Source organism: Ureibacillus sinduriensis BLB-1 = JCM 15800 (assembly GCF_000772955.1).
Taxonomy (GTDB): domain Bacteria; phylum Bacillota; class Bacilli; order Bacillales_A; family Planococcaceae; genus Ureibacillus; species Ureibacillus sinduriensis.
In genome coordinates this window covers 522684-536753 of sequence record NZ_JPVO01000055.1, presented here as the reverse complement: position 1 = coordinate 536753, position 14070 = coordinate 522684, and the positions used below count along the sequence as shown (strand labels likewise).

16 protein-coding genes are annotated in these 14070 nt (G+C 39.0%); all 16 read right to left on the bottom strand.

Annotated features, from left to right (window positions below):
* Positions 1-16: 16 nt before the first annotated feature.
* The 16 genes from CD33_RS18495 to CD33_RS18420 all read right to left on the bottom strand — a co-directional run bounded on the left by CD33_RS18495 (position 17) and on the right by CD33_RS18420 (position 14028).
* Positions 17-1114, bottom strand: coding sequence for a prephenate dehydrogenase (locus CD33_RS18495; RefSeq protein ID WP_036203652.1), 1098 nt, complete (start codon positions 1112-1114; stop codon positions 17-19).
* The gene (hisC, locus tag CD33_RS18490; protein WP_036203650.1) at positions 1111-2211 is read right to left on the bottom strand and encodes a histidinol-phosphate transaminase; all 1101 of its coding nucleotides are present in this window, start codon (positions 2209-2211) and stop codon (positions 1111-1113) included. The genes CD33_RS18495 and hisC overlap by 4 nt, the downstream gene beginning before the upstream one ends.
* A gap of 13 nt (positions 2212-2224) precedes the next feature.
* Positions 2225-2599, bottom strand: coding sequence for a chorismate mutase (aroH, locus tag CD33_RS18485; RefSeq protein ID WP_036203647.1), 375 nt, complete (start codon positions 2597-2599; stop codon positions 2225-2227).
* A complete protein-coding gene (aroB, locus tag CD33_RS18480) occupies positions 2596-3687 on the bottom strand; it encodes a 3-dehydroquinate synthase (protein WP_036203644.1) in 1092 nt (363 codons plus the stop codon). The genes aroH and aroB overlap by 4 nt, the downstream gene beginning before the upstream one ends.
* 2 nt (positions 3688-3689) lie before the next feature.
* Positions 3690-4871, bottom strand: coding sequence for a chorismate synthase (gene aroC / locus CD33_RS18475; protein ID WP_036203641.1), 1182 nt, complete (start codon positions 4869-4871; stop codon positions 3690-3692).
* Positions 4872-5134: 263 nt separating this feature from the next.
* A complete protein-coding gene (locus CD33_RS18470; RefSeq protein ID WP_036203637.1) occupies positions 5135-5905 on the bottom strand; it encodes a CheR family methyltransferase in 771 nt (256 codons plus the stop codon).
* A 121-nt stretch (positions 5906-6026) separates the two neighbouring features.
* Positions 6027-6281 (bottom strand): hypothetical protein, encoded by a 255-nt coding sequence (locus CD33_RS18465; RefSeq protein WP_052130334.1) that lies wholly within the window; start codon positions 6279-6281, stop codon positions 6027-6029.
* Positions 6282-6404: 123 nt separating this feature from the next.
* The gene (gene ndk, locus CD33_RS18460) at positions 6405-6821 is read right to left on the bottom strand and encodes a nucleoside-diphosphate kinase (protein ID WP_036203635.1); all 417 of its coding nucleotides are present in this window, start codon (positions 6819-6821) and stop codon (positions 6405-6407) included.
* 110 nt (positions 6822-6931) lie between these two features.
* Positions 6932-7906 (bottom strand): heptaprenyl diphosphate synthase component II, encoded by a 975-nt coding sequence (hepT, locus tag CD33_RS18455; protein WP_084591410.1) that lies wholly within the window; start codon positions 7904-7906, stop codon positions 6932-6934.
* Between the two features lie 18 nt (positions 7907-7924).
* Positions 7925-8629, bottom strand: coding sequence for a demethylmenaquinone methyltransferase (locus CD33_RS18450; RefSeq protein ID WP_036203632.1), 705 nt, complete (start codon positions 8627-8629; stop codon positions 7925-7927).
* Positions 8630-8636: 7 nt separating this feature from the next.
* Positions 8637-9407, bottom strand: a complete 771-nt coding sequence (locus CD33_RS18445; protein WP_036203629.1) for a heptaprenyl diphosphate synthase component 1 — start codon at positions 9405-9407, stop codon at positions 8637-8639.
* Positions 9408-9544: 137 nt separating this feature from the next.
* On the bottom strand, positions 9545-9766 hold the full coding sequence (gene mtrB / locus CD33_RS18440) for a trp RNA-binding attenuation protein MtrB (RefSeq protein WP_036203626.1): 222 nt from the start codon (positions 9764-9766) through the stop codon (positions 9545-9547).
* Between the two features lie 269 nt (positions 9767-10035).
* Entirely contained in the window at positions 10036-10605 is a 570-nt protein-coding gene (gene folE / locus CD33_RS18435) for a GTP cyclohydrolase I FolE (RefSeq protein WP_036203621.1), read from the bottom strand.
* A 279-nt stretch (positions 10606-10884) separates the two neighbouring features.
* The gene (gene hbs, locus CD33_RS18430) at positions 10885-11157 is read right to left on the bottom strand and encodes a non-specific DNA-binding protein Hbs (RefSeq protein ID WP_004232618.1); all 273 of its coding nucleotides are present in this window, start codon (positions 11155-11157) and stop codon (positions 10885-10887) included.
* A 405-nt stretch (positions 11158-11562) separates the two neighbouring features.
* Positions 11563-13041 (bottom strand): stage IV sporulation protein A, encoded by a 1479-nt coding sequence (spoIVA, locus tag CD33_RS18425; RefSeq protein WP_036203618.1) that lies wholly within the window; start codon positions 13039-13041, stop codon positions 11563-11565.
* Between the two features lie 231 nt (positions 13042-13272).
* Complete coding sequence (locus tag CD33_RS18420) at positions 13273-14028, bottom strand: YphF family lipoprotein (RefSeq protein ID WP_036203615.1); 756 nt, start codon at positions 14026-14028, stop codon at positions 13273-13275.
* Positions 14029-14070: the final 42 nt, after the last annotated feature.

The window sequence follows — 14070 nt, the reverse complement described above, 5'->3', positions numbered from 1 at the left end:
ATAAATCGATACTTATTTATGACATATACATTTCATACTTTGTTCTTCTGCTGATGCATCCTTGTGCTTTCTCTCGATCTTCTGCATTTTGAAAGCTTATTACCAAAATACCAAATATATCCTCACGTGCTTCAACTACTCGAATATTGGTGATACTTATGTGTTCCTGAGCCAAATAACCAGTTATTTCGGATATTACTCCTGGATAGTCAGGGATATCCACATATAAATCATAAGTTGTATAAAATGCTCCTGTGTTGATCGGTAATTTGTCTCGAACTTCTTTTGCAGACGCAAAATAATCTTCAATAATTTCCCCGTTATGGCTAAGGATTATTGATTTGACTCGTTCCATTTCATGCTGCCAAGCATTTAACTGTACTAGCAACTCTTCACGATTTTGAAGCACAATATCCTTCCACATAAGTGGATTGGAAGAAGCGATTCGTGTGACGTCACGGAAACCGCCCGCAGCAAGCATACTTGTCATCGGATAATTTTGCTGTTCACTTTGCAGCTGATGAACTAACGATGCTGCAACAATATGAGGAAAATGGCTAACGACAGCTGTCATATGATCATGTTCATGTGCATCAAGCAGCACTATTTTTGCTAGTGTGAATTTTAGCAGATCTTCTAGTTTTTTGATTGATTCTTCGTTTTCATTTTTTAATGGGGTCAACATGTAATAAGCATTTTCGAAAAGATATGTTTTTGCGGCTTGCACACCACTTTTATGGGAACCGGCCATTGGGTGACCGCCAATAAACGTAATTCCTAGTTCCCGTAATTGGGCAGCCTTTTCCATAATTAATCCTTTAGTACTTCCAGTATCCGTCACGATTACATTTTTCTTGAGTGGCCAGTTCTTCATTTCCTCTAACCACTCCAGTGTCGCATTCACCGGTGTTCCAAAGATGATGATATCCGCGGTACTTGCCGATTGTATGACATCATCCACCACTTCATGGACAATACTTAGAGTTTTTGCTTGATGACAAGTATTTTCGTTTAAATCAAATCCGAGTACTTTCGTGTTCGGTGCTTTTTGACAAGAAAGCGCAATAGAGCCCCCTATCAACCCCAATCCGATGACAAGGACATTCCGTGTCATGCGAAAACTCCCTGTTCCGTAAGAACTTCCTCAAGTAAAGATAAAAACTTGTCATTTTGTTCTTCAGTCCCAATCGTAACGCGAATATAGCCAGGGGTTCCGAGCGCATTCCCACTTCGGATAATAAAGCCTCGCTTCATCATCTCTTTAAACACTACATCACTGTCGGCTTTTACTTGAAATAATATAAAGTTTGTTTCCGTTGGGTAGTAGTCCAAATTATGTTTTTTGCAAAACTCAATGTATTGTTTTTTTCCGGCATCATTTTTCTCTTTGCATTCCTCGATAAAAGTCTGGTCAGCCAAGGCAAGAATTGCGACTTTTTGGCTTAGGATCGTGTTATTGAAAGGAGCCCGAACAGCATCCAATTTAGCGATTACTTCCTCTTGTGCAATGCCATAACCTACCCGGAACGATGCAAGTCCATATGCTTTGGAAAAAGTACGCAAAATAATTACATTAGGATATTTATCAATATACGGAAGTGTGTCTTTGTGGTCTGATGAGTTTACGTATTCGAAGTATGCTTCATCCAATACAACTAGCACTTCAGAGGGAACCTTATTTAAGAAATCTTGTAGTTCATCATCACTGACGATTGTCCCTGTTGGATTATTGGGATTGCATACCCAAACGACCGATGTATTCCCATCAATCGCTTCCAACATCGCAACCAGGTCATGTTTTCCATTTCGCATTGGGATTTCCCTAGTTTCAGCCCCTTCTATCTGTGCATTATGGCGATATTGCGAAAACGATGGAGTTGCCATAACCGTGTTAACCCCGGGGTAAAGCAATGCTCGTGTAATGATTGCAATTAAATCATCCGATCCATTCCCGAAAATGACTTGCGTTTCTTTGACATCTAAATGAGCGGCAACGGCTGTACGCAACTCCTGTGCATAGCCATCTGGATAAAGTGCATGATTTGAATGATCATCAGATAGAAACGCTCTTACCTTTGGAGAGAATCCATATGGGTTTTCATTGGAGGCAAGCTTTACTACTTCACTTAGTCCAAATTCTCTCTTTACTTCCTCAATCGGTTTACCCGGTTGGTATGCTTTCATTCCGTATATTTGCTGTTTCCATTTCATAATTAATGTCTCCTTACTTTTTTGTTTCTTGTACTAAGTCTGGACGTAAACTAACCGCTTTGTTCAAATAAATATGCCGTACATCTTTTTGATGCAACTCTGTATTCACATGCAGCAAAACCCGAATACATAGGGGAAGCGCATTCGGAACATTCATTTCATGTGTACACATTGTCGGTACATATTCCCAGCCTTCAATGGAGCGTACTGCTTTTGCAGGAAAGCCGGAAGTGATATCCGCCGTTGTCGAAATTAGTACCGAGATGATATCTTCTGCCAATATTCCATTGGCACGGACTATTTCCTTCACCAAAATTTCGGTTTCTTTAAAAATAAGCTCCGCCTTATCCTCGGTAACTGTGGTTGCGCCTCTTACCCCTCTAATCATTTACACACCTCCAAGAGTAAAGCCCGATACTCCGAATCTATTTCTCGACATACCGATAATGATATGGATTGCATAAATGGCTCACCGATAGCATTAAGTAGAACGAATTGCAGTTCGCCATATTCAACCTTCTTATCTTTAACTAAAAACGGTTCTAGCGAATCAAATGTATAACTTGAGACTGCTTCAAACGGGTATCCGTTATTGTATGCAAATTGCAGAAAAGATTTTGTGAACTTCCTTGAAACATTTCCATACCGCTCACTTAAAAGCAAAGCGTAGACGATTCCCATTACAACGGCTTCCCCATGAGCTATTCCTCCATACCCTGCAGCAGCTTCGATGGCATGACCGTATGTATGACCAAAATTCAAATATTTCCGCACCGATTGCTCTGTTTCATCTTCAGCAACAATTTTTGCCTTCACTTCAATACCGGCCTTTAAATAAGATGCCAGTTTATCAGTTTCGATGTTGGCAATCGAATCGATCAACATTATTTCTTTTAGCCATTTTTCATTGGATATCATTGCATGCTTGATGACTTCTGCCATTCCTGAGCGAATTTCACGTTCACTTAAAGTACTTAAAAATTCCATATCATAAATTACTGCCTTTGGCTGATAGAATGCACCGATTAAATTCTTTCCTTGCGGGTGGTTGATGGCTGTTTTGCCTCCAACGGCCGAATCGTGAGCCAAAATGGTCGTAGGGATTTGCACAAAAGGAACCCCACGCATATATGTCGCTGCAACAAAACCAGTCAAATCCCCAACCGCTCCCCCACCGAAGGCCATTATAAGTGATTTGCGGGTGCATCCATTTTCGATTAAAAACGAATGAGCCTCCTTATAATTATCAAAGCTTTTGCACTCTTCACCCGGTGGCATCACAAAGACTTCAAAAGGATATGGGAAGTTTGCAGAAAAATAGTCCTTTCCTGCTTCCCATACGTTTTGATCTGTCAATACGATGGTTTTATCTATTTTCGGTAGTCGTTCATATAAGGATTCAATTGCACTTTTTAAAATGTTCTTCCCAATCACAACTTCATATTGGTGTGATGCTGTGTTTACTGGAATTTTCATTTTTAAAACTCCTTTGAGTATTTTCTCATTTCTTCAATCTGTGCTTTCAACTGCGGCAATTGATCACTATGAAACTGATTTACTAGCACACTTGCCACTTCCCAAGCGATCACATTTTCTGCAACAATGGACGCCGCTGGTACTGCACAGCTATCAGATCGTTCTACACTTGCTTTGAAAGGTTCTTTCGTTTCAATATCAACACTTTGTAAAGGTTTATATAATGTTGGAATTGGTTTCATTACACCTCGAACCACTATCGGCATACCAGTTGACATTCCGCCTTCCAGACCACCGAGACGGTTTGTTGCTCGAGTATAGCCATCCACTTCATCCCAAAGAATCTCATCGTGAACTTCCGATCCTTTGCGACGGGCCATTTCAAATCCAATGCCAAATTCAACACCTTTGAAAGCATTGATCGATAACATTGCCTGAGCAAGCCTGCCGTCCAGCTTTCGATCATAATGTACATAGGAACCGATTCCAGCCGGGAGTCCTTCAACAATTACTTCCACAACACCACCGATGGAGTCTCCTGCTTTTTTAGTATCATCAATCATTTGAACCATTTGGCTAGAAGCTTCCGCGTCAACACAATAACACGGATCCTGTTCCACTATTTTACGGATATCATTTACAGATTTGCCTTCCACTTTTGTTGTATCTGCCTTGATGCCGGCAATCTCTGTAACGTGTGCGACAATTGAGATACCTAACTCTCTTAGCAACGCCTTCGCAACGGATCCTACCGCTACACGAACTGTTGTTTCTCGGGCACTGGAGCGCTCTAAAACGTTGCGTAAATCTCTATGGCCATACTTCATGCCACCGACCAAATCTGCATGCCCAGGACGCGGGCGGGAGATTTGACGTTTGATCTCGTTTGGATCAACATCTTCGGGAAGTGGTTCAGCCCCCATTATTTTCGTCCAATGTTTCCAATCATCATTTTTAACAACCAATGCAACCGGGGAACCCAGTGTTTTTCCATGACGAACACCACCTACAATTTCGACAGTATCAGTTTCTATTTGCATCCGTCTTCCTCGGCCGTGGCCGCCCTGACGTCGTTTCAAATCATAATTGATGGCTTCTGCTGATATTGGCAGCAAGGATGGAAGACCCTCGATTATTGTGGTTAATTGTGGTCCGTGAGACTCTCCTGCAGTAAGGTAACGCATAAAACACTTTCTCCCTTCAACTCGCTAAAGTATGTATTTTTAAATATAACATATTACAATCCAAAAAACAGTGCTATTTTTGAATTAACACGCAAAATAGTACCGAATATTCAGATATTCCATTATATATCAATATCTCAAAAAATCCCTTAACCTGTTCATACTTACTTCAGAAAAGGTCATTTTATAGTAAAATACGCTTTCCGTACAATCCGAAAAGCGAAGTTAAAAGGACATATAAATAAATGTTATGGCTATTCCAATTATTTTTTTCGATAAAAGAAAGTATCTTCAATTTCGAAGCCATATTGAGCAGGGTTAAAGATTTGTTCCGTAGAGCCAACGAACAAAATCCCGCCTGGGCGTAACGCCTTGCTGAACTTATGGTATATTTGGTCTTTTGCTTCCTCTGTAAAATAAATCATGACATTACGGCACACAATTAGATCATAATTTGATTCGTATTGATCATTCAACAAATTATGCTTTTTATAATTGACCGTTCTTTTAATTTCATCTTTGACTTTAAAGAAAGAACCTTCCTGGATGAAATACTTCATCTTCACATCATTTGGAACTTCCGCAAGGGAACGTTCTGGATATAGGCCTAATTTAGCTTTCTGGATGACATTTTCATCAAGATCTGTTGCCAGTACTTGAATTTGAGAAAGTGGCAAATGTTCGGATAATACCATCGAGATTGTATAGGGCTCTTCCCCCGTTGAACAAGCAGCACTCCAAATTTTCAATCTTTTATTGGACTGAAGCAATAACGGAAATATTTTATTTCGCAAAATTTCCCATCGTTTGCCGTTACGGTAAAATTCCGAAACATTAATTGTCATCCTATCTAGAAATTCATTCATTAGATCCCGGTCTCTTTCAAGTGCCAGCAAGAATTCGACAAAATCACGATATCCCTTTTTTTCATATAGAGAAGTTAATCGTCTCTTCATTTGCGCTTCTTTATAGAGAGCTAAATTGATACCTGTTTTTTTATTTATTCCAGTAATAAATTGTTCATAATCTGACATTGGTTATCTTTCCCCTCGTTAGTTCCTCATTTCATTATATAGGAAATACAGAAAATCGGAAATATATATCATTTCGACTATTTTACATAGCCAAAGAGGGTGGAAAAAGTGACTTTTTTCACTACCTATCTTCCAACTTGAATTGGACTGGTTGATCCAATGTTAATTGCTGTCTAGTTTGTTCTATTTCTAATCGAAGCTTTTCTGTTTCAATGATATATCCTTCTTTTCTCACTTTTTCCAGTTCGATTTCTTGCTTCAGCACTTCCAGCTTCAATTTTGATTGCTTGCTTAGATGGCTAGTCAATATTGCCGTGATTGGTATTGCAGCACCTATCAATACAATTCCTAATACTAAAATTACGTAATCTTCCAATTCTTTCACCTCCAAAACCGATTATATACCAAATTTCAACGAAATTGTTTCCAAACAACCAAAAAATAACTATTGCATATGCGCAATAGTTATTTTTATTTTCATATTATTGCAAAGCAGGAATTAAGCTAATTCTCCGCCGAACCATAAGCCAATTTCACGTTCTGCAGACTCTGCTGAATCTGAACCGTGAATTATGTTTTCAGAAATTGTAGTAGCGAAGTCACCACGGATCGTTCCTGGTTGAGAATCAGCTGGTTTTGTAGCACCCATCATCGTACGGGCTAATGAAATTGCGCTTTCGCCTTCCCATACCATAGCGAATACAGGACCTGAAGTGATAAAGTCAACTAATTCGCCAAAGAATGGTTTGTCCGCATGTTCTGCATAATGAGCTTCAGCAACTTCACGTGAAGCTACCATTAGTTTAGCACCTTTTAATTCGAACCCACGACGTTCAAAACGGTTCACGATATCTCCGATTACTTGACGTTTTACTCCGTCTGGTTTAATCATTAAAAAAGTTTTTTCGATTGCCATAATTATAAAACACTCCTTAAGTTTGTCTAAAGGCGTTACACCTACCGATAAATATTACCAAAAGAACCGGAATACATCAACTTTTACTATTAAAACCTTGTTATTTTTGTTTAAAATTTACGTTTCCCAATAAATAAAGCCACGTCTCTTAGTTTTTTCTTCATAGGGTGGTTCGGTAAAGCGTCCACTTCTTTTAACGCTTTTCTCAAATACTGATTACTTAAAGCAATCGCTTTCTTGATTGCATCAGAATTGCGAACCACCTTTAACATTTCCATTCGATCCGATTCCGATACACTACCTTTGCTTGCTTTTTCAACAAAACGCAAAATCGTGGGATGATCTTTAAGCAATAGAATAGGCAACGTAATGTTGCCCTGAAGTAAATCGCTTCCAGCAGGTTTGCCCAGCTCTTTATCCGTTGCAGTGAAATCCAAAATGTCATCGACAATTTGATAGCTCATCCCTACAAAATAGCCAAATCGTTTTAAACGTCTTACGTTTTTAACATCAAGTCCACCAACGACAGCCCCAAGTTCACAGCTTGATTCAATAAGCAATGCTGTTTTTCGCTTTATACGGCGGAAATAATCTTTTAGGTTTTGATTGTTACGAAACTTATCTTCAATTTGAATAACTTCACCATTACAAATTTCAACCATTGTTTTGGCTAAAATTTGATGAACTTTTACATTGTCGATAGATGTCACATACTCTAAAGCCCTTGCAAAAATAAAGTCGCCGGTATACATGGCAACACGGTTATTCCATTGCGCTTTTACAGTATGCCTACCCCTTCTCAAATCCGAATCATCAATAACATCATCATGTACAAGTGATGCCATATGAATTAACTCCAGCGGTACGGCAATATTTTTGATTTGATCGATATTATACTGCCCAAATTTTGCACTCATTAAGACAAAAACAGGGCGAATCCGTTTGCCGCCAGCCTGCAACAAATGGAGAGAGGCGTCATTTATCAAGTGTGAAGACGAGTTTAACGCAGTTTCTAATTCTTTTTCGATGATGTCTATATCCGATTTCAAATCGGAATAAAGTAATGTTAGCTTCATCTTTTCCACGCGCGAACCCTTCTCCCCCTAGTTTTCTTTTTTAAAGCCCATATGCATAGCGGAAGCCCCACCACTATACGGCTTATATGTTACTTTTTCAAAGTTTGCTTCCTCGAACATTTTCGCTAACTTTTTCATCCCTGGGAAATCATTTGCGGACTCCTGCAACCATGAATATTCTTTATAGCTTTTTGCAAATAGCTTTCCGAATAATGGCATGATGTGGTTGAAATAGAATCTAAATAATTGTCTGTATACTGGAATTTCGGATTGTGATGTCTCCAGACACACAGCCATCCCACCAGGCTTCAACACTCGGTTCATTTCTTTCAAGACTTGCATATAATCCGGAACATTGCGTAAACCGAATCCGATCGTTACATAATCAAATGTATCATCTTCGAATGGGAGTTCCATGGCATTGCCGTGAATCAATTCGACCTGAGGATAAGGTTTAACTTTGTTCTCCCCAACTTTCAGCATATTTTTACTGAAGTCCAAGCCTTTCACGACACCTGTTTCCCCAGTTGCCTTTGCAAGCGCTACTGTCCAGTCGGCTGTACCACAACAAACATCCAGACATTTGGAACCTGGTTCAACAGCCATTCGTTTCATCGTGTCCTCACGCCACTTTACATGCAGTTGAAAGCTAATTACTGAATTCATTTTGTCATAGCTATCTGATATGTTCTCAAAAACTTCGTGTACGTGTTGTTCTTTCGATTTAGCCATTTTTTCATTACCTTTCCCGCGTTACTTTCTCATTTAACGCAACTTGATGCTGTATGTATAACTTTAAGTCGTCCTTTAATATTGTGGACGTCCTGATATTTTCGTTTAACAAGCTTTTGAGAGAATCAATTTCTTTTTGGATGATTAACTCAATTGAACCTTCTTCCCCCAGAACACTATCCTGCATTTTAGCAAACAGGTTTGAAGTTGTACCGGATTGATGCAGTTGAAGTTCCTTCTGCAATTGAAGCAATAATAAACCCGTATGCATAAATGAACCATATTGTTCATACTCGTATACTTGATAAAAACGCTTAATCAGCTCTGTTTGAATGACGGAAATAACTTGATACCACTCATTGATCGTGTATTGTGATGCTTCATATTGCTTAATTTGATGCTCACACCGGCTCACGATCCCTTCAGAAAGCTGTCGAATGAGAGAAATGTTGCCGGAATGCGCCAAAATCTCATAATAACGTCCACTATAATAATCACCCGAAAGAACTGTAAGCTGCTGTTCCTTACTAGTTGCATTTTTTTCGCTAATTTTATCGTGTTCGTTTAGTGAAGCATGAACGATACCTACCGTAATCGCACTCTCAAAAATTTGCTCATCCCACTTTTCTCCATTTAGAAATGGTAATAACAAATAAAACAATTGATTTTCATCGAGCACTGGTGATCCCGTATGTTGAATCAAAGTTCTATGACGAACATGCATGAAAATATTTGTTTTTAATTGTTCAATTGACTGTTGAATGTATGTTGCATCCATAGAAATTACTCCATTCTACTTAAAGTGCAATGTGTGGCTCCATTGCATTGTTTCGTTTGGTTCACCAATACAAATTAAATTAACTTTCGTATATAACAATTACTGTTAGTCATTTTGTGTAAAAAAACATTTAAATATTACTTTTTCGATCCACTTTCAATCGTGCCATGTGACGAAAAAATCTTTGCTTTTCCACGAATTTTCATTGCAGATGTATGTTCCGTAAACTGGGCGATCATTACTTCCCCAGTATCCAATTTTTCGGAATGATGGAATTTAGTATCCGTACCGCGTGTCAAACCTATTACATGTACGCCATCTTCTTGAGCTTCAATAATAATATAATCAGGTTGAGTCATCTTGTTTTGTCTCCTCAAAATCAAATTATGCCTGGCTATTTCGACAGTCGTTTAAATATTTCTTTTCGTCACCATAGCCAAAATATTTGCGCCAAGGGTTTTACCCGAGCTCGAGGCCTGCACGATGCAGGTGAAGTCAGCAAATGTCCGCATGGTTGCGGAAGCTTTTATCCAACTCCCTCTCTCTATTAGCCCCATGTCCAATACGTTTCTTCTAGAATGAAGTTAAAACATTTTCTTGTACATCATATCATATTAAAACTATAGTTTTAAGACATTTGAATAAATGAAATTACTTCTCTTCGCAAAACGTCATTTTCGGCATAAACACCACGTGCCACTGAAGTAACTGTTTTGGAGCCAGGTTTTTTTAATCCCCGCATTGTCATGCACATGTGCTCTGCTTCGATTACCACGTACACACCATAAGGCTCCAGCATTTCCATAAGTGTATCTGCCACTGTCGATGTGATTCTTTCCTGCAACTGAGGTCTTCGAGCTACAGATTCGACACATCTGCCGAGCTTGCTCAACCCTGCAACTTTGCCTCCTTGAGGCAAATAAGCGATATGGGCTTTCCCATAAAATGGAACAAGGTGATGCTCGCACATAGAATAAAACGGAATATCTTTCACTAATACTAGTTCTTCATGATTTTCATGGAATACTGTACTGAAAAATTCTCTCGGATCTTCATCTATTCCACTAAACATTTCAGCATACATTTTAGAAACTCGTTGAGGGGTATCCAGCAGTCCCTCACGTTCGACATCTTCGCCGACAGCTTCCAATATCATTTTTACAGCTTCTTCTATTTTTTCTAAATCTACTTTCGACATCTTTCTTCCTCCTAGTTAAAACGGACAGTCGCTACTCAAAAGAATCGTAGCACATCCTTCCCCTTTACGCAAAATAGCCTTTCGTTCGACATATTAAGTGTTATGTATGTATTTATTTTAGTTATTTACCGTTATTATGGATCCACCCATTATTTGAACTTCGCACATAGATGTGAGAAACCTACAAAACATTATTATAACAAGTTTTTCAACAAGTAAAAAGAGCAGCCATCATGCTTGTCCATGACGACTGCTCTATGTAACTGCTAGACGCTTTGATTATTTTACAGCATCTTTAAGAGCTTTACCTGGTTTAAACGCAGGTACCTTGCTAGCAGCGATTTCGATTTCTTTACCTGTTTGTGGGTTACGCCCTTTACGAGCGGCACGTTCACGTACTTCGAAGTTACCAAAACCAATTAATTGTACTTTGTCACCCTTTGCAAGAGCATCTTGAATTGTATCAAATACAGCTTCAACTGCTTTAGAAGCGTCTTTTTTCGAAAGACCTGCAGCTTCAGCAACAGAGTTTACTAATTCTGTTTTATTCACACCATTCACCTCCTCTCAAAGGGTCATGAACCTAAATCATGTAAAAAGATTAACATATAGAAAATCCCTGTGCAACTGTATTTATCCATGTTTTTCAACAATAGCACGGTTTTTTTCATTCAAAACATAAATAACAGGACTTTTCACCTGGTAAATGAAAAGTCCTGTTCCTAATTTATACCATTTTTATTCATTTTATACATTAAGGTTACACGTTGGCATTAGGCTACTAAGTTCAGATGGAATGTTAAAATCCCCTTAAAATTCGCCCTTAGCTACTTTCAGAAAACATTTCTTTCGAATTAATCCAGAAGCTTACCATACCACTCCTATGCTACCACGAGATGTAACTAAAGATATAAGTGCATAAATATTCACCTAACTGTGGTAATGAAGCGATTATTCCTAGATTATGAATGTTACTAAACCACGTTCGCCTTCATTCACCATTCTCTCAATCGTTTGGCGCATTCTCTTTTTGGCACTTGGAGGAACAGCATTCATTTTATAACGAATTCCCTCTTGAAGCACTTCATGGAGCGTAGTGCCGAATAGCTGCGTTTGCCATAATTGATCTCGGTCATGCTTATATGAATACTGCAAGTCTTTTAGTAATTGATTTGCATAGAATTCCGTTCCGATTAAAGGCGCAAATTCCGTTTCCATATCGACACGGATAATATGGTAAGAAGGTGCACTTGCTTTCATGCGGACCCCATAGAAATTATTTTGTTTAATGATTTCTGGTTCGCTCGGCTGGAATTCTTCCAATGTCGGTAGAGAGATACCATATCCATTATCACTTGCTTCATCAATCGCTTCGCGGAATCTTCTTTGCGCTTGCTTCGCTTCTGCCGCTTCTTTAATGAAGAGCAACCAATCCTTTTTTGTATCGATCGGTGCGTCCAACCATTCATTACATACAGCTTTATAAATTTCCGGTTTCAACGTTACACGTACTGTTGCTACACCTAAACCAGCATCGACACGTTCAATTTCACTTTCTTCTACAAAATCAATCTCACGCAACTCTGAAGCTGCCTGGGACACATCACGGATCTTTGTTACCGAGTCCAACACATTCCCTACTGCATCTGAGAGCGTGACATTCAACGGATGCGTATAATCCAATACATCCAGCCAATCTGGTTTCTCCACCTCGATATCTTCAATAGGGAACTCATATAGTGCTTCTTGAAGGATATATTCCATATCCTTGGTATTCATTTGATCAATTGCAACCGGGATAACCGGAACCTCGTATCTTTCGAGTAACTCATGACGAAGGGCCATTGTGTTATTGTGTGTCGGCATTTGACAGTTCAACACAATAACAAACGGTTTCCCAATTTCTTTCAGTTGTTGAACAATTTGTTCTTCTGCTACTTCGGCAGCTTGCCGGCTAATGCCATTAACCGAGCCATCTGTCGTTACGACAACACCGATATTCGCATGGTCGCGAATGACCTTATCCGTACCGATCTTCGCTGCTTCTTCAAATGGAATGGCTTCTGAATGCCATGGCGTATGGACGTATTTTGGACCGTCCTCATCCTCGTAGCCCCTTACCCCATCAATTACATACCCAACACAGTCTGCAAAACGAATACGGAACGGTATTTCGCTTTCACCAATTGTAATTTCTGTTCCCTGTGCAGGAACAAACTTCGGCTCAGCAGTCATAATAACAGGACCCGGTGAACTTTGAGGCAGCTCGTCCAGTGCTCTTTTGCGATCTTCATCGTTTACGATATTCGGGAGCACAACCGACTCCATCATTTTCTTCACAAAAGTAGACTTACCAACTCTTACAGGCCCTACAACACCGATATATACGTCCCCATTCGTTCTTTCCGCTATTTGATGAAAGATTTCTTCGCCTATTGTAGCTCCTCCTTTACGTAATTTAGTCTATGTACGACATTCTTCAAATATGAAAACGCCTTGTACGAAAATTTTCAGATAGGGAATGAATAATCGATATTGTTGGCCAAATTGAAGAGTTCTATCGTACAAACAAAAAACGCTTACTCATACATATGAAAAAAGTGTTTAAAAAATATGTAAGTAACCATATTTTTTAAACACTTTTATTTTCATTAACTATTATTATCTTTACTGCTTGGCTTCGGTTGTTTCTTGTTCATCTTCTTTGTCCGCAGTCGGGTCATACATAAAGATCGGTTCGTTGTTTTCATCGACTGTGTAAGGCAATGAATACGCAGGAACAACTGGGTACTCATTTACTAATAACATTCTGATATCCTCGCCTGGTATAGGCTTTACATTATTTTCTTTCAAGAAAATATTTAGATCCAATGAATAATCAATGTAGACTTCACCTTCAGTCGTGACGATTAAAGGAAGCAAATTATTCGTATAGGGGCTTTGGACAGTTAAGTCTTCCTTATAACCTATCTTTTCGAAATCAATCGAATACACGTAATCTGCAATTTGCTCCTTGAAAGTTGGATAGTAGGTGCTCATAAATCTAATATTTAATTCCCGGATTCTTTCAGCAGATCGCAAATCAACCAATTTCACTGTGGGCTTTACTTCCGGGTCCCAAATAATATATTGAAACAATCCACCCTTTTCAAATGAATTGGCTGGTGCATTCGCTAAATATTTTGGAATAAGTTTTTCAAAATCGATCGGATATTTAATAAAGATATCAGTATCCATGTCTCGTGTTTTAATTGGAAGTACACCTGTATCTGCTTGAAATTCCTCCACAGCCTTTTGAACAGAGGCTAATTGGAGATCGTCAGGTACCTGGTTTTCTGCTTTTTCCTCTTCAGGGAAGAGGCAACCTGATAACAAAACGGTAGTAAGAGCTAGTACGAAAAACAGGCTCCATTTTCTCTTCATTTTCTACTCACCTCGGGTACATTGTTTCACTAACAGCTACCA